This window comes from Moritella dasanensis ArB 0140 (assembly GCF_000276805.1).
In the GTDB taxonomy this organism is placed as follows: Bacteria; Pseudomonadota; Gammaproteobacteria; order Enterobacterales; family Moritellaceae; genus Moritella; species Moritella dasanensis.
In genome coordinates this window covers 31,695-47,465 of record NZ_AKXQ01000018.1, presented here as the reverse complement: position 1 = coordinate 47,465, position 15,771 = coordinate 31,695, and the positions used below count along the sequence as shown (strand labels likewise).

Below are 15,771 nucleotides of genomic sequence, written 5' to 3'. Positions count from 1 at the left end.
GGTTGAAATGATGTGAAATATCCAAACATCCTATAGCGCAAAAAGGCCGGCGATTAAAAAATCGCCAGCCAATGCCTTATGAAGGCAATAATCTATTCAAGAATAGATTATTTAAGCTCAACAGTACAGCCAGCTTCTTCAAGAGTAGCTTTAAGTGCTTCTGCTTCAGCTTTGTCAACGCCTTCTTTGATCGGTGCAGGAGCTGATTCAACAACGCCTTTTGCTTCTTTAAGGCCAAGACCTGTAGCAGCACGAACAGCTTTAATAGCTTTAACTTTGTTTTCGCCAAAAGAAGTAAGAATTACGTCGAATTCTGTTTGCTCTTCTTCTGCAGCAGCAGTAGCGCCGCCAGCAACAACTGCAGCAGCAGCTGATACGCCGAATTTTTCTTCCATTGCTTCGATTAATTCAACAACTTCCATAACAGAAAGTTCAGCAATTGCGTCGATGATTTGGTCTTTAGTAATAGACATGTGTCATTCCTAGTATTGTAAAATTTATTTTAGACAAAGCGGCTAAATTAAGCAGCTTCTTGCTCTTTTTGATCGCGTAAAGCAGCCAATGTACGTACAAGTTTGCCAGCTGATGCTTCTTTCATAGTCATCATTAACTGAGCAATTGCTTCATCGTATGTTGGTAATGTTGCTAGTTTATCAATGTTTTCTGCACCGATAAATTCGCCTTCAAATGCTAACGCTTTAACTGTGAAAGATTCTTCTTGTGCAGCGAAGTCTTTTAATAGACGAGCTGCAGCACCTGGGTGCTCATTAGAGAATGCGATCAGAGTTGGACCGGTAAATACTTCGTTCAGGCACTGAAAATCAGTACCTTCAACAGCACGCTTCATAAGAGTATTACGTACTACACGAATGTATACGTTATTCTCACGAGCTAGCTTGCGAAGACCAGTCATTGCACCTACAGTAACGCCACGTGAATCAGCAACTACTGCAGAAAGCGCAGCCTTGGCAGCTTCGTTGACTTCAGCAACAATTGCTTTTTTGTCGTCGAGACCTAATGCCATGGTCTATACTCCTGGATAAAACCGATTAAAAATCGGTATTAAAAATTTCCGAATAATTCCAAGTAAACTTAGAGATTAAACGAACCATTACGGCTCGGATTCCAGAAGAAATAAATTCTTCAGGGGCCCTGCACCATCTACGTAGGAAAGCTCAAGTATTAATTAAAATAGCCGATCATTATTAAGACATTACTTACAATGTAAGAATATCTCCTACGGTCTTGGACGGAAGTAAGAGATATCAAGCATAAAACTCAATATCCTTACTTCAACCCACATTTGTGTAAAAGCGTTAAAGCCAATAAATTAGCCTCAACGCGTTTACTAATTTTTAGGGAACAAATTATACTAGATAAATTGCTCCCTGTAAATTATTTAGTCTCTAGCGACGCAACATCAACAGAAAGACCAGCACCCATCGTAGTAGATAGGCTGATTTTCTTGATGAATTGACCTTTAGCAGAAGCAGGTTTTGACTTGCTTAGTGCTTTAAGTAGAGACTCAAGGTTTTCCTTGATGTGTACAGCTTCAAAATCCACTTTACCGATAGTAGTGTGGATGATGCCAGCTTTGTCGTTACGGTAACGAACTTGACCAGACTTAGCATTTTTAACTGCAGTCGCAACGTCAGGTGTTACAGTACCAACTTTAGGGTTTGGCATTAAACCGCGTGGACCTAGGATTTGACCTAGTTGACCAACAACACGCATAGCGTCTGGAGATGCGATAACAACATCAAAGTTAAGCTCACCGGCTTTAACTTGTGCAGCTAGATCGTCCATACCTACGATGTCAGCGCCAGCAGCTTTAGCAGCTTCAGCGTTAGCACCTTGTGTAAATACTGCAACACGTACTTCACGACCAGTACCGTGTGGTAGCACAGTAGCGCCACGAACGTTTTGGTCAGATTTACGTGAATCAATACCTAGGTTTATAGAAACGTCGATGCTTTCTTTGAATTTAGCTGATGCTAATTCTTTAAGAAGTTCAACTGCTTCGTTGATTTCGTAAGCTTTTGTAGATTCCACTTTTTCGCGGATCGTACGCATACGTTTAGAAAGTTTAGCCATTTTCTGAATTATCCTTCTACGTTCAAGCCCATCGAGCGAGCTGTGCCAGCAATAGTACGAACCATTGCTTCTACATCAGCGCCCGTAAGGTCTGGTTGTTTGATGTTAGAGATCTCTTCCAGCTGAGCGCGAGTAACAGTACCCACTTTATCAGTGTTAGGACGACCAGAACCAGACTTGATGCCTGCCGCTTTCTTAAGTAAGAAAGATGCTGGAGAAGTCTTCGTTACGAACGTGAACGAACGATCAGAATAAACTGTGATAACAACAGGAGTAGGAGAACCCTTCTCTACAGAATCTGTTTTTGCGTTAAACGCTTTACAGAATTCCATGATGTTAACACCGTGTTGACCTAATGCAGGACCAACCGGTGGACTAGGATTCGCCATACCAGCTGAAACTTGCAGCTTAATATATGCAGTAACTTTTTTAGCCATTTTTAATTTACCTTAAATATGGGTGCGAACGCTGTATCCAACATAGATACCAGCTTCCCGAAAAACAAGGGCAGCGAATTATAGATATAATTGCTGCCCTTGCCAAGCATTTTGTTGAAAATTCATTCAATAAAATGCAAATATAATTGTATTCGACCTTACCTCTAACCTAACAGGTTAATGGTATTAGCCTTTTTCTACTTGACCGAAATCTAATTCTACCGGAGTAGAACGACCGAAGATCAATACAGAAACTTTTAAGCGACTCTTTTCGTAGTCAACTTCTTCAACAACACCGTTGAAGTCTGCGAATGGTCCGTCAGATACACGAACCACTTCACCCACTTCAAATAACGTCTTAGGACGCGGTTTATCAATTGCATCCTGAAGGCGATTAAGAATACGGTCAGCTTCTTTGGTAGTAATTGGAGCTGGACGCTCTTTCGTACCGCCAATGAAACCAAGTACACGTGGTAAACTACTTACCAAATGCCATGATTCATCGTTCATTACCATTTGAACTAAAACGTAGCCAGGGAAGAACTTACGTTCACTCTTGCGGCGTTGACCAGCGCGCATTTCAACAACTTCTTCCGTTGGAACAAGTACTTCACCGAAGTATTCTTCCATGTTGTGAATTCTAATGTGTTCTGTTAATGTTTTTTGAACACGACCTTCAAAACCGGAAAAGGCTTGAACTACGTACCATCTCATTTTCTGTTCAGACATGAACTTATACCTTTACATCTGTGATAAATGCAACTATGCGAACTAGAATACCATCTAGACCCCATAGCACTAACGCCATAATAGCGGTAACAACTAATACGATAAGTGTAGTTTGGATTGCCTCTTGGCGCGTAGGCCAAACTACTTTACGTACTTCTGTTCTTGATTCAGATGCAAATTCAAGCGCATTGCGCCCTTTACTTGTCTGTAATGCAATGCCACCAGCAATAACAGCGGCAATAATTACAGCAACTGCGCGGATTAACACTGATTCTTCACTAAAAATATTGTTACCAATAACTGTGCCAATTAGAATTATAGCAACTAGTACCCATTTTACAGTTTCTAGTGCTTTTCCTTGGTTTTCAGTATTTGAAGTCATACTACTAACCTGTACCTTAAAGACAAAAAAATCCGCTGTTACACGGTGATGACAGTGGCAGGAGGGAGATAATCGAACTCACAAACATCAGTTTAGAGACCGCCTTTCTACCAATTGGAACTACCCCTACAAACGGAGCACCTAATTATAGGGGCTTTCATTTTTCATGCAAGTTATTCGTAAATAATTATGAATAATATTTGAATTACAAATAGCTTAAATAGCTTCTGATTAAATTATTTTTGATTGTTTCGGGATTGTTTTGGGATTGTTTTTGATTATTTTAAAGCGTGGTTATTTCAAAGGTGTCATTATTTGGTTATGAAGAATAAAGAGAAGAAGAAATAATTGACCTAAAAAATGGTGCTGATACCCAGAATCGAACTGGGGACCTCATCCTTACCAAGGATGCGCTCTACCGACTGAGCCATATCAGCGAATTTGGAGCGGGCGGCGGGAATCGAACCCGCATTATCAGCTTGGAAGGCTGGAGTAATAGCCATTATACGACGCCCGCATGCGTCCTAAATACAAAGTGGTGGAGGGAGAAGGATTCGAACCTTCGAAGGCTGAGCCGTCAGATTTACAGTCTGATCCCTTTGGCCACTCGGGAACCCCTCCACATATTGTACTTCAGTAACGAGTTAAATGGTGCCGACTGCCGGAGTCGAACTGGCGACCTACTGATTACAAGTCAGTTGCTCTACCTACTGAGCTAAGTCGGCGGCGTCACTTAACGAGGAGGGATATTAGAGTAACCCCCTACCTCTTGCAACCTTAATCGATAAAAACCAGTTTTTTTTTATTCACATGGTGAATAATTAGCCACTTCGACTAAGCTTCGAGTCAAAACACACAATAACAACAGCTTTTGATTAGATTTCAGCGCGTCGCAATGATACTTCCCCGCCGACATGTGGGCAGATAATACCGTCAATTTCTAATAATAACGCGCCAGTATGATCAATGCCTTTCGCGATGCCGTGTTTTTGTTTCGTCCCCAAGGTTAAAATCACAGGACAATCTTTAAATGCATCACAACGATTCCATTCATCGACGAAATGAGAGAAACCAAATTCTTCGAAATCAGTTAATATCTTAACTAAGTGCGTTAAATAACGCGTTGCGAGCAGATTCCGGTCGATAGGCAGTTGCAGTTGTTGACTAATATCGGTCCAAGCCTGATCGATCTCTAACCCTGCCTGTAACGGCATATTGACGTTAAGCCCTAAACCGATGACTAAATGGCATTCACCGCCTGCAGTCGCAATAATTTCGACCAGTACACCAGCGATTTTTTTACCATCTACATAAACATCATTCGGCCATTTCAATTGGGTATTGGCAATGCCCAAGTCGGTGAGCGTACGTTCTACGGCAATACCGATCACTAAACTTAAACCTGAGGCGGCTTGAATGCCAGCATCAAGGTTCCAGTAAGTACTGGTATAAAGATGGGAGCCATAAGGCGATACCCATTTTTTACCACGGCGTCCACGTCCAGCGGTCTGATACTCAGCAAAACAACTGTGGCCTTTATCTAATAACGCGGCTTTATCCAATAAATGTTGATTGGTCGAGCCAAGTACTTGATGACTTTCAACCGTAACACCACTGCCTACTGCAATCTGTTGTGCATCGATTAACTGCAAAGGCGAAGAAAGCTTATAACCTTTACCGGTGACCTTAAACACATCTATGCCAATGGTTTCTAATACCTTGACCTGTTTGCTCACGGCCATACGGCTTACACCTAGAATTTCACCTAACGCTTGACCAGAATGAAACTCACCATCAGCAAGTAAGCGAATGAGTTGCTGTCTTGAGGCTGTCATATTAACCACGGCACACCTCCGCCAAGTCTGTTTCACCATCACGTCCGATAAAACGCACTTCATGCTGTAGTGCCACAGCAAAACGCGTTAACACCGTCGTGTGGATATGTTGAGCGAGCATGATGATGTCATGTGCCGTCGCAGTACCGGTATTGACGATCACTAACGCTTGTTCGGTGTGCACTTGCGCGCCACCTTGCTGATAACCTTTTAAATTACATTGATCAATCAACCAACCCGCCGCTAATTTAATCTTATCTCCCGCGGGGTAATGTGGCATGGTTGGATGTTTATCTGCAATAACGTCAAATTGGGCTTTATTGATGATCGGGTTCTTAAAGAAACTACCCGCGTTACCCAGCTTATTCGGATCGGGGAGTTTTTGTTGGCGAGTCAAACAAACCTGTTTAAAGATCGTCAATGCAGACGCATCATTGCCTAGATTGGCTAATGGACCATAATTGATTTTCGCAATCCAAGGTTTAGATAATTTAAACCCGACCGCCGTGATCACCGCGATATCTTTAAGTTCACCTTTGAAAATACTATCACGGTAATCAAATTGACATTCTGCTGGGGTATAACGTCGTATCGTTAAGGTTTCAGTATCAAGTACATCGACATAATCACAAAAATCTTTCAGTTCGACGCCGTAAGCACCGATGTTTTGTACTGGCGCAGCGCCAACAACGCCGGGGATGAGGGCTAGATTTTCTAAACCATCGTAACCTTGCGCCAAGGTCCACTGGACAAACTCATGCCAATTTTCACCTGCAGCGACATGTAAGCTCACCACATCATCGGCTGATTCATTTACTGTGATACCCGTTAAACAAATACGGATAACCAAACCAGCAAAATCATCACAAAATAATAAATTACTGCCGCCACCAAGAATAAGTCGTTGGGGCGCGGGGATCTTCAATGCTGATTTAAGCTCAGTTAGCGTTGTCACGATGACAAATTGCGCGGCATAAGCATCAACACCAAAACTGGTGTAAGGTTTTAAATTATGATTTTTTAGTATTTGCATGAAATAATTAGCACTCGTAAAGCATGATCCCATGCAGATAGTACCGTTATAGTACCGTATCTGTATGCAAAACCGAATAATAAAAGGGTACGAGATGCAGTTTCAGTGGTTAAAGAAAATAGAGAATCCGTTAGTTAAGCCTTTTTATAAGCAATATCTGCCCTACTCTCGACCCAACAAAGCCGAACATATTGCCGTGTTAAAAGACAATAATAGCAAAGATAATAATGGCATTGTAGCCTGTGCGCGACTGCGCCCTATCGGTGAACTGACGTTATTGACGGGGATGTTAGTCTCACCCGATTACCGTGGACAGCAGTTAGGTCATCGGTTATTACGCGATATGCGTTCTCACTTCACCTCCGGCAAAACCTTTACCTTTGCTCTGCCCCACCTTGCCGATTTTTATCAGCAGCATGGTTTTGTTCAGACAGAGCAAGCACCAAACGATATCCAACAACGTTTTTTGGCTTATCAGCAGCAAGGAAAGTCCCTGCTGTTATTAGGCTTTAATGATTCTAATCAAGCTGACATCTGATTATCTTTATAATAATATGAAATTACGTTAAGCTGATCACAGCCCATAATTAGACTAATAGACATCATGACAATTAAAACAGACGAACTTAGAACAACCTATATCGATCAGGTGATCACTCCGAGTCAACTGATTAAAGAGTTTCCATTATCTGATAACGCCGCACAGCAACTTGTTAATAAACGCCGTGAAATCGAAGCGATTATTGAAGGTAAAGATAAACGCCTGCTGGTTATCATTGGTCCTTGCTCAATTCATGATACTAGCGCCGCTTTAGATTACGCACGCCGTCTAAAACCATTGCAAGAGCAATATAAAGACAGCTTAGTGATTGCAATGCGCGTGTACTTTGAAAAGCCGCGTACCATTGTGGGCTGGAAAGGCTTGATCAGCGACCCTGATTTGAATGGTAAATATCAAGCAAATAAAGGTTTACGCTTAGCACGTAAATTACTGGTTGATATCACCGAGATTGGTTTACCCATTGCTACTGAATTCTTAGACATGGTTAACGGTCAATACATTGCCGACCTAATCAGCTGGGGTGCAATTGGCGCAAGAACAACTGAAAGTCAGATCCACCGTGAAATGGCGTCAGCACTATCTTGCCCTGTTGGTTTCAAAAATGGTACCAATGGTAATACTAAAATTGCGATAGACGCAGTACGTGCAGCACAAGCATCGCACATCTTCTATTCGCCAGATAAAGACGGCTTAATGACGGTATACCAAACTCATGGTAATCCATTTGGCCATGTGATTTTACGTGGTGGTTTAACGCCTAACTACGAGCAACCACATGTAGAAGCTGCAGCTAAATCATTAGCAGAAGCAGGTTTAACACCATCAATGATTATCGATTTCAGTCATGGTAACAGCCAGAAAGTACATACAAATCAATTAAGTGTAGCTGCCGATGTAATGGCGCAAATGCGCACGGGCAGCATGCAGATTTCAGGTATTATGGCAGAAAGCTTTATCGAAGAAGGTAATCAAGCAGTCGTACCAGGCGAACCACTCGTTTACGGTAAAAGTATTACTGATGCTTGTATCCATTGGCAAGATACCGAGCAGCTATTGGCTGACCTTGCTCAAGCAGCAAGTGAGCGTATCGAAATAACGAAATAACGAAATAACGACAACGTTATTGCATAATGAATACTAAAAAGCCGCGTTACTTCATTACTGAATTAGCGCGGCTTTTTATTATCTTCAATTTACTTCACTACTTCGCAACTGTATGTCGAATAACTTAACTGATGATGCCTTGTAGATCGGCATCGAAACGATTAAGCATATGCGTAGACTGAATACGACGAATAGTGCCGGACTTACCACGGATAACTAAGGTTTCAGTTGTCACTTGGTTGCCTTTACGTTGTACACCTTCAACCAAGTCACCCTTGGTAATACCCGTCGCAGCAAAAATTACATTATCGTTTTTAGCTAATCTATCTAACGGTAAAATTTCACCCACAACTAAACCAAGTGCTTCACATCGTGCGATTTCAATCTCACCAGCAGCGCGGTTTTCAGGCGTATCACCTTTCACATCATGGCGCGCTAATAATCGCGCTTGCATATTACCGTCCATCGCGCGTATTGCCGCTGCAGATATGACACCTTCAGGCGCTCCACCAACACAATACATCATGTCAACTTCACTCTCTGGCATGCAGCATAAAATCGACGCAGCCACATCACCATCAGGTAATGCGAATACACGCACACCCATAGCATGCAATGCTTTGATTTTATCGTCATGGCGCGGCTTAGCTAAAGTAACAACAGTTAGTTCACTAATGTCTTTATTTAACGCTTTTGCGACATTACGAACATTGTCTTCAAGCGATAAGTTTAAGTCGATAGCGTTTTTAGCGTCTGGGCCTACGACCAACTTTTCCATATACATGTCTGGCGCTTTTAGAAATGCGCCTTTCTCACCGACAGCCAATACTGCAACCGCATTCGATTGCCCCATCGCCGTCATGCGCGTACCTTCAATCGGATCGACAGCAATATCAACTGCATCAGCGCCAGCTATTTTCGTGCCGACTTTCTCACCGATATAAAGCATAGGCGCTTCATCAATTTCACCTTCACCAATAACAATTTCACCGTCAATGTCGATCTTATTTAGCATCACTCGCATGGCTTCAACAGCAGCACCATCAGCAATATTCTTATCACCACGGCCTAGCCATTTATAACCAGCAAGTGCAGCGGCTTCAACGACGCGGGCGAATTCAATGGCAAGTGTACGTTTCATTTGTTAACTCCTATACATAAGTAGGTATATTTTAAAGCACTACTTACTTAATTACAATTTGAGCGTATTAGTATTTAAAACTAACCGCGCCCAATACAACAGCATCATTATTTTGCGCTAATCACGACATCCGTTTGCGGTATGCAGCTACACGCTAATACTTGCTTGGCTTTTTTACCATCGTCGGTCAAAGCATGATCAGCAAGTACACGTACTTCACCCGATTCTAACGTCACGCGGCAAACACCACAGTAACCGGCTCGGCAGTTATAAGGGATATTTACCCCCTGTTTTTCGGCTTGCTCTAATAAGGTAGTTTTATTATCACCAACAAAACTGACATCCCAACTATCCAATAAAATATTCAACGGTTTACCAGGCGTTTCAGAATGTTTATGATCACCAAAGCTTTCGGTAAATTGTTGTTCGGCAGGTACATTTAATGCAGTTAACGCCGTGGTCATTGTCGTCATAAACGCTTCTGGACCACAAACATAAGCAGAACGTTCACTTATATCACGCACCACATCTGCGAGCATTTGCTGATCAATACGCCCTCTCAACCCAGTCCAATCGCTTTGGGTTATTTCTGCTGTCAGGGTATATACCAAACGCATATTGACATGTTGGCGAGTCAGTAACTGCAACTCATCAAGGGCAATCAAGTCTGCAGCGGTTTTTGCACTGTAAAAGAAGATGATGTCTTTATCACATTCAGTATCCGCATAATATCGCGCCATCGACAGCATAGGGGTAATACCACTACCAGCGGACAGTAATAATAATTTCTGCGTGGTTGCGGTAAAAGCATGGAAAGGGCCACGCGGTGATGATGCACCTAAGCGACCGCCAACCGTTAAATTATCATTCAACCAATTTGATGCTTTACCTTCAGGCACACGCTTAACCGTAATGGCTAATAAGTCAGGGCGGCTTGGTGATGACGACAAAGTATAGTTGCGCATCACCAGATCCTGACCAATTTTTAAATTAAGGGTAATAAATTGACCAGGTTTATAATTCAATAGCGCAGCGGGTTCAACACGAAAACGGAACGTTTTAGTATCAGGCGTTTCATCTATAACCGCGACACAGCATAACTGTCGGGTTTCGCCTTTGCCCCATAAAGTCTTAGCTTGTTGCTGATCAGGATGTTTCACTACCACCTTTGGTGTTGATAGCACCGTTTTCTGTTTAGGGCGATTATCGGCATAAAATTTAGACTGGTGATACTCCAATACTTCAATGCTATCGCCTAGCTTAATGATAGCATCGTTATGGCTAATTAAGTTTTGGCCAAAATCAATCCTGCCATCGTTATCTTTACGGAATAGGTTTAATGTTTTAAGCGGCTCTTGATCGTCAGCAAAACGGATCTCGCCAGGACTTAAAGTCGTGAAAATACAGCGTTCACAAGCTTTAACTAATTCAAATTCAGCATCACCGACCTTGATCCGCTTCCAAGTATCTTCGGCAAAAGGTGCGCAACCAGTCACCACCAAGTTGGTCCGAAATTGACGCATATCGATTGGTCGTGAGGTACTACGGTTTAGTTCATCGAGAGAAGCTTGTGAGATCAATAAGAGTGGAAAACCATCAGCAAAGCCAACCTGTTTATCCACATTAGCGACTTGACGTGACGATTTTTCGCCAAAATAAAGTAACTGACAATCAACACCTAAGAACTTTATTAACCAGCGATTAATATCATCACTACAGCGCTGCCCTTGAATCAAGGTTCCCCAGACGGTGACATCGGTATAATCCTGTTGCAACTCTTTAAACGTGAACGCAATCGGCGGCATCTTCGGTGCTGACAACATAATGCCTTGTGCAGCAACTTCAATTTTGATGGTCGATATTTTTGGTTGCGTTCGACCCGTGATAAATTCTCCGTCCATGTCACTAATCATAAAGCGGCGGTCATGGTCTAAGCCCATTTCACTGACCTGTGATTGGGTTAAGTTAATTGCTTTTGCAGACTTTAATGGATAAATAGCCAGTCCAGATAAATTTATTTTAGCCACGAATTAATTCCCTTACTGTAACGACGTTGACACCTTCAGATAGCTGTTTATATAACTGCTTATATAACTGAAAGCGCAATAAAATACTGAGCAAGATAATAGCTTACAATAATAACGCCATAAGCACTATGGAACTGTTTTTTAAATCTGTCGAATGCCAGTGTAGCGTCTGAAAATAAGAATACTATAGCGCCGATAAAGGCATAAAGGCTGGCTGAACTATCTAAACCGAAGTAACGTTCACCACTGACCCACGCCATGATCACAATAATACTCATGTACACAAAGACAGGTGCTTTCATTTCTGCGAGTGATGACCAAAGTAGGGTTAAATAAAGCGCTGCAACAAGGATTAAAGGCGTGATGAGAGCCCAGGTATAAGTCAGTTCCAGCTGCATAGAAAAAGCAATGATGTAAGCGACATGAGCGACTAAGAAACTCAATAAACCGGGGATGAATCTGTCTTTGGGTAACATCAGGAAGATATCACCCAAGGTTGAGAGTAATAGACCCAATAAGATAAGCCAAACATAATCACTGAGTTCTGGCGCGAGATACCAACACAGCGATGCAATAGCCAGCGTCGTGACAGGTTTGAATATATAGAACAACCATTTTTGATCTTTATAAGCACCATATAGATGCAGTAATGCACACACAGATATAATGAATGTGCTTATTATTAACGTTATTGTAAATTCCATTTTTGACTCTTCCATCGCATCGAATAAATACTCGATTTTGAGCCATTTTCATCATAGTACACAAGCATTAAAGTGCGATATATGTGCGCGAGTTAACAATTACAATCATAACAACCTGTAATATTAACGAAATGGTAGACAGAAATTAGCAAACTAGTCTAATTTATTCACTCATTAAACGTCTCATAAACACAGATGGAGATTATCATCATGGAACAGCAACAAGCATTACAAAATCACCGTATCGCGATTGAAATGTACATTTGCCATTTAGGTAAAACATTTGAAGAAGCTTGTGACGAACTGAACCTTGATATAACGGACCAGCTGGCACTAAAAAGCATGATGGTGGCTTAACCAAGCCTCAACGGCGAAGAGTATACGATTGAAGTTATTCTTCTGAGCCGAATTTTATTTTTTGATTGATCGGTAATACCACATCAGAGACGGGTAATTCAAAACCGAGCACCCGCACAGTCTCATCAATTAAGTCTTGTCTGGATAACGGTTTATTAATACTGCCTTGCATCTGAGCATGCTGACAACTCTGCAAATCAAATTTTAAGGGTTCCTCAACTAACGCGATAGTGGGGATACTATTATTACTAGACTCATTATTACTACGACCAATATTATCACAGGAAGCAGCACGTAATGCGTTAATGGTCGCAATACCATCTGCCCCGGGTATCTGCATATAAATAACATCAAAGTTATATTTTGGCATCAACTCTAGCGCTTCTAAACCGGTATTTGCCGTTACTACCTGCATCTGCAACTGTGTCATCATTTGCTGAGATACCAGCTGATTTATTTTATTTTCTTCAATCAGTAAAACCTTGAGTCCCGCTAATTTATCGACTGCGAGATCATTACTGCCGACAATATGCTGAGTGCGTAATTGATAAGCACGAAGCAATCTTAAGTTGATTGTAAACTGCGCCCCTTCGCCTAACGTACTATCTACCTGTAGATGGCCTTGCATCAGGTTAATTAAACGCGAACAAACGGCTAAGCTTAAACCACCATTGGGTAAATCATTTGATTTATGATTATAAGGCAGCTGTTCGTTATCAAATAGATGTGCCAACTTAGTCACGGGGATACCAATTCCCGAATCACTGATAGTAAAAACAAGATCTGCCATTTCACCGTCCTCATGACTATCATCGACCTTACTACAATTGACTTTAAGTTCGACAAACCCTCTATCGGTAAATTTCAGCGCATTGGCCACCAAGTTAATTAACACTTGTTGCAGGCGAATCGGATCACCAATATAGAAACGATGCAAATCTTCGTCATAATTCAAACTAAAGCGCACCCGCAAATTATGATTCATTAACGGGCGCAGCGAAGTATAAACCTGATCAAGTATAGCTAATAAATCAAAACGCACTTTCGCGAGTTCTAAATTACCCGACTCTATTTTTGAATAATCCACCACATCGTTAAGCACCATTTGCATATGGGTAGCGGAGTGTTTCATTAATTTCAAATATTCCGCAGATTTCATATCTTGCGGCATTTGACACAATAATTCTGCAGTGCCCAGAATACTATTCATTGGGGTGCGAATATCATTGGTTAAGCTTTCGACAAACTGCTGTTTGGATTGCGCTAACAGTAATTTATTGACCTGAGGTTCAGCCTTGCTTTGCAACTGTGAATTGAGTAAATCAACCACCCCATCTAATTCAATATAAGGCGAGCTAAATGATTCATGCTCATTGCCCTTACCGGTTGTTGCAGCTTGGCATTGTTGCTGTAACGTCGCTAAAGGCTGCGAAATTAACTTCTTCAATACGACCTTAGAGATAATCAGCGTAGCGAGTAATAACGGGAGTGTCACCAGCAATAAATTGAGTTTAAGCGTGGTTAATATTTCTGCCTGCAGCGGCGCCACCTGTTGACTCAATACTTCAATAGTAAGGAATATGCCTGCAATTACTGACCCTAATACGATTAATAATAGCGTTCGTATTTTGTTGAATAACGAAGATTGTAAAATAACTTTATTGGAATCGACCTTGATCGCACGCATATCAGATATCCTTTTATTTCTTATCTAATAAATTTAGCTAATATTGCTAAAATTGCTTGAATATTTGTTGTTTTTTCACTACTACAAAATTCAGATGAGGTTTTTAAAAGAGGATAATGGTTTATTTCTGCTAGCCTGCTCTGTTTATGCTGTACAATAGTAAGCATCGTCTAGAAAATAGGGTTGGAATTTGGGCTATGCTCCTATATAGTTCCTCCCCCATAAATGCTTTCTAGCAATTATTTTAATTATATTTATTTAATTCTATTTAAGAGGTAGCTTCTTTGCGCTTTCAAGATTTCGGTATCGATCCACGTTTAATGAGTTCAATCAAACATTTAGGATTTGAACAAGCTACAGAGGTGCAGGAAGCAGCTATACCACTTATATTAGGTGGCTGTGACATCATGGCTACATCGCAAACGGGTAGTGGTAAAACCATTGCTTACGGCCTGCCTTTATTACAACGTATGTTAAAGCAACGTCGTTTTGAACATCGTGCGGTACGTGCTGTGATTTTAGCGCCAACGCGTGAGCTTGCGATCCAAGTACATGCAAACATGAAACATTTGGGCATGAGCCTAGATTATCAAATCCAATTAATTATTGGTCGAGAGTCGTTTCAACACCAAGAAAAATTACTGCGTAAAAATCCTGAAGTATTGATTGCAACACCGGGTCGTCTGCTCGATCATATTCGTGAAAAATCAATTTCACTTGAGCACGTAGAATTCTTAATTCTTGATGAAGCCGACCGTATGTTAGACATGGGTTTCCGTGATGACGTATCTGCAATTTCAAACAGTGCACCAAACGTAAAACGTCAAACGATGTTGTTCTCTGCAACATTAGAGCACATTGACGTAGCTAATATTTGTAATCAAGTATTACGTGCACCTGAACGTATCGAGATTAACCGTTCGAACGATCAACACGAAAAAATTGAACAGCGTCTATTCTTCTCTGACAATTTGACGCACAAAGAAGAACAATTAGTACACATTGCTAAGACTGAAGATTATCGCCAACTGTTGATCTTCACGGCAACAAAATCTGATACTGAACGTCTCGCAAAATTATTAGTTGATAACGATATCAATGCTACTTCAATTCACGGTGACATGTTACAAAATCAGCGTAAACGTACATTAGAAGATTTCCGTCGTGGTCGTGTTGAAGTATTAGTCGCAACAGACGTTGCCGCCCGTGGTCTTGATATCCGTACATTAAGCCATGTGATCAACTTTGATTTACCGATTAACCCAGAAGACTTTATTCACCGTACAGGTCGTACTGGTCGTGCTGGCGCAACAGGTATTGCTATCTCACTGGTAAGCCCGAAAGATTGGACTTCATTTGGTAAGATCGAAAGCTACTTAAAAGTAAAACTGCCTTGCACTATGCTAGAAGGTTTTGAAGCTAAGTTTAAAGGTCTTAAACCAAAACCAGCTAAAAAACGCTTACCAGTAAGCAACAAAGGTCGTCCGACTAAACTTGCGCGTAAAGGTGATAAAAATGCACCGACGCACAAGCAGAACACAGCGCCTAAGCAAGAGAAGAAACAATCTATGCGCGATTCAATGGCAAAAGCGGTGGATAGCGGTTTCGCTCCGATGAAGAGAAAGCCAAGAGCTGAAATCGTCGACGATGGTCACGAAGAAGATTAATCCTAAAAACCT

At 41.5% G+C, this 15,771-nt stretch carries 16 protein-coding genes and 4 tRNA genes; 4 read left to right on the top strand and 16 right to left on the bottom strand.

Annotated elements, in window-relative coordinates; genetic code table 11:
• Window positions 1–107: 107 nt before the first annotated feature.
• The 12 genes from rplL to murB form a co-directional block, all read right to left on the bottom strand.
• Window positions 108–473: a 50S ribosomal protein L7/L12 gene (rplL, locus tag A923_RS0115025; protein WP_017222503.1), complete on the bottom strand. Its 366-nt coding sequence runs from the start codon at window positions 471–473 to the stop codon at window positions 108–110.
• Between the two features lie 47 nt (window positions 474–520).
• Window positions 521–1,024, bottom strand: coding sequence for a 50S ribosomal protein L10 (gene rplJ / locus A923_RS0115020; protein WP_017222502.1), 504 nt, complete (start codon window positions 1,022–1,024; stop codon window positions 521–523).
• Window positions 1,025–1,395: 371 nt separating this feature from the next.
• Window positions 1,396–2,094 (bottom strand): 50S ribosomal protein L1, encoded by a 699-nt coding sequence (gene rplA / locus A923_RS0115015; RefSeq protein ID WP_017222501.1) that lies wholly within the window; start codon window positions 2,092–2,094, stop codon window positions 1,396–1,398.
• A gap of 8 nt (window positions 2,095–2,102) precedes the next feature.
• Window positions 2,103–2,531, bottom strand: coding sequence for a 50S ribosomal protein L11 (gene rplK, locus A923_RS0115010; protein ID WP_017222500.1), 429 nt, complete (start codon window positions 2,529–2,531; stop codon window positions 2,103–2,105).
• Window positions 2,532–2,717: 186 nt separating this feature from the next.
• Window positions 2,718–3,260 (bottom strand): transcription termination/antitermination protein NusG, encoded by a 543-nt coding sequence (nusG, locus tag A923_RS0115005; protein WP_017222499.1) that lies wholly within the window; start codon window positions 3,258–3,260, stop codon window positions 2,718–2,720.
• 4 nt (window positions 3,261–3,264) lie between these two features.
• Window positions 3,265–3,642, bottom strand: coding sequence for a preprotein translocase subunit SecE (gene secE, locus A923_RS0115000; RefSeq protein WP_017222498.1), 378 nt, complete (start codon window positions 3,640–3,642; stop codon window positions 3,265–3,267).
• A 361-nt stretch (window positions 3,643–4,003) separates the two neighbouring features.
• Window positions 4,004–4,079 (bottom strand) — tRNA-Thr (locus A923_RS0114995).
• A gap of 5 nt (window positions 4,080–4,084) precedes the next feature.
• A tRNA-Gly gene (locus tag A923_RS0114990) sits at window positions 4,085–4,159 on the bottom strand.
• Between the two features lie 19 nt (window positions 4,160–4,178).
• Window positions 4,179–4,263 (bottom strand) — tRNA-Tyr (locus A923_RS0114985).
• Between the two features lie 28 nt (window positions 4,264–4,291).
• Window positions 4,292–4,367 (bottom strand) — tRNA-Thr (locus A923_RS0114980).
• A gap of 150 nt (window positions 4,368–4,517) precedes the next feature.
• On the bottom strand, window positions 4,518–5,477 hold the full coding sequence (gene birA / locus A923_RS0114975) for a bifunctional biotin--[acetyl-CoA-carboxylase] ligase/biotin operon repressor BirA (RefSeq protein ID WP_192810694.1): 960 nt from the start codon (window positions 5,475–5,477) through the stop codon (window positions 4,518–4,520).
• Window position 5,478: 1 nt separating this feature from the next.
• Window positions 5,479–6,510 carry a UDP-N-acetylmuramate dehydrogenase gene (gene murB, locus A923_RS0114970; protein ID WP_017222496.1) on the bottom strand — a complete coding sequence of 344 codons (1,032 nt, stop codon included), beginning with the start codon at window positions 6,508–6,510 and terminating at the stop codon, window positions 5,479–5,481.
• A gap of 94 nt (window positions 6,511–6,604) precedes the next feature.
• Between murB and A923_RS0114965 the strand changes: the two genes are divergently transcribed.
• On the top strand, window positions 6,605–7,048 hold the full coding sequence (locus tag A923_RS0114965; RefSeq protein WP_017222495.1) for a GNAT family N-acetyltransferase: 444 nt from the start codon (window positions 6,605–6,607) through the stop codon (window positions 7,046–7,048).
• Window positions 7,049–7,114: 66 nt separating this feature from the next.
• Complete coding sequence (locus tag A923_RS0114960) at window positions 7,115–8,176, top strand: 3-deoxy-7-phosphoheptulonate synthase (protein WP_017222494.1); 1,062 nt, start codon at window positions 7,115–7,117, stop codon at window positions 8,174–8,176.
• Between the two features lie 124 nt (window positions 8,177–8,300).
• Here the strand turns inward: A923_RS0114960 and glpX are convergent, their stop codons facing one another.
• From glpX to A923_RS0114945, 3 genes are all read right to left on the bottom strand, one after another.
• On the bottom strand, window positions 8,301–9,317 hold the full coding sequence (gene glpX / locus A923_RS0114955; RefSeq protein ID WP_017222493.1) for a class II fructose-bisphosphatase: 1,017 nt from the start codon (window positions 9,315–9,317) through the stop codon (window positions 8,301–8,303).
• A gap of 107 nt (window positions 9,318–9,424) precedes the next feature.
• The gene (locus A923_RS0114950) at window positions 9,425–11,344 is read right to left on the bottom strand and encodes a hybrid-cluster NAD(P)-dependent oxidoreductase (protein ID WP_017222492.1); all 1,920 of its coding nucleotides are present in this window, start codon (window positions 11,342–11,344) and stop codon (window positions 9,425–9,427) included.
• Between the two features lie 59 nt (window positions 11,345–11,403).
• A complete protein-coding gene (locus A923_RS0114945; RefSeq protein ID WP_017222491.1) occupies window positions 11,404–12,048 on the bottom strand; it encodes a lysoplasmalogenase in 645 nt (214 codons plus the stop codon).
• A 210-nt stretch (window positions 12,049–12,258) separates the two neighbouring features.
• On the opposite strand from A923_RS0114945, the gene A923_RS23120 reads away from it, so the two are divergent.
• Complete coding sequence (locus A923_RS23120; protein WP_017222490.1) at window positions 12,259–12,405, top strand: hypothetical protein; 147 nt, start codon at window positions 12,259–12,261, stop codon at window positions 12,403–12,405.
• Between the two features lie 34 nt (window positions 12,406–12,439).
• Here the strand turns inward: A923_RS23120 and A923_RS0114935 are convergent, their stop codons facing one another.
• Window positions 12,440–14,092 (bottom strand): ATP-binding response regulator, encoded by a 1,653-nt coding sequence (locus tag A923_RS0114935; RefSeq protein ID WP_017222489.1) that lies wholly within the window; start codon window positions 14,090–14,092, stop codon window positions 12,440–12,442.
• A gap of 284 nt (window positions 14,093–14,376) precedes the next feature.
• Here A923_RS0114935 and A923_RS0114930 point away from each other — a divergent pair, with 284 nt between their 5' ends.
• Entirely contained in the window at window positions 14,377–15,759 is a 1,383-nt protein-coding gene (locus A923_RS0114930) for a DEAD/DEAH box helicase (protein ID WP_017222488.1), read from the top strand.
• Window positions 15,760–15,771: the final 12 nt, after the last annotated feature.

Bases quoted from the DNA above. Each gene is read 5' to 3' on its own strand.
- birA (WP_192810694.1), bottom strand. From the start codon at position 5,477: ATGACAGCCTCAAGACAGCAACTCATTCGCTTACTTGCTGATGGTGAG.
- A923_RS0114965 (WP_017222495.1), top strand. From the start codon at position 6,605: ATGCAGTTTCAGTGGTTAAAGAAAATAGAGAATCCGTTAGTTAAGCCT.
- nusG (WP_017222499.1), bottom strand. From the start codon at position 3,260: ATGTCTGAACAGAAAATGAGATGGTACGTAGTTCAAGCCTTTTCCGGT.
- rplL (WP_017222503.1), bottom strand. From the start codon at position 473: ATGTCTATTACTAAAGACCAAATCATCGACGCAATTGCTGAACTTTCT.
- rplK (WP_017222500.1), bottom strand. From the start codon at position 2,531: ATGGCTAAAAAAGTTACTGCATATATTAAGCTGCAAGTTTCAGCTGGT.
- rplJ (WP_017222502.1), bottom strand. From the start codon at position 1,024: ATGGCATTAGGTCTCGACGACAAAAAAGCAATTGTTGCTGAAGTCAAC.
- glpX (WP_017222493.1), bottom strand. From the start codon at position 9,317: ATGAAACGTACACTTGCCATTGAATTCGCCCGCGTCGTTGAAGCCGCT.
- rplA (WP_017222501.1), bottom strand. From the start codon at position 2,094: ATGGCTAAACTTTCTAAACGTATGCGTACGATCCGCGAAAAAGTGGAA.
- A923_RS0114945 (WP_017222491.1), bottom strand. From the start codon at position 12,048: ATGGAATTTACAATAACGTTAATAATAAGCACATTCATTATATCTGTG.
- secE (WP_017222498.1), bottom strand. From the start codon at position 3,642: ATGACTTCAAATACTGAAAACCAAGGAAAAGCACTAGAAACTGTAAAA.
- A923_RS23120 (WP_017222490.1), top strand. From the start codon at position 12,259: ATGGAACAGCAACAAGCATTACAAAATCACCGTATCGCGATTGAAATG.
- A923_RS0114960 (WP_017222494.1), top strand. From the start codon at position 7,115: ATGACAATTAAAACAGACGAACTTAGAACAACCTATATCGATCAGGTG.
- A923_RS0114935 (WP_017222489.1), bottom strand. From the start codon at position 14,092: ATGCGTGCGATCAAGGTCGATTCCAATAAAGTTATTTTACAATCTTCG.
- murB (WP_017222496.1), bottom strand. From the start codon at position 6,510: ATGCAAATACTAAAAAATCATAATTTAAAACCTTACACCAGTTTTGGT.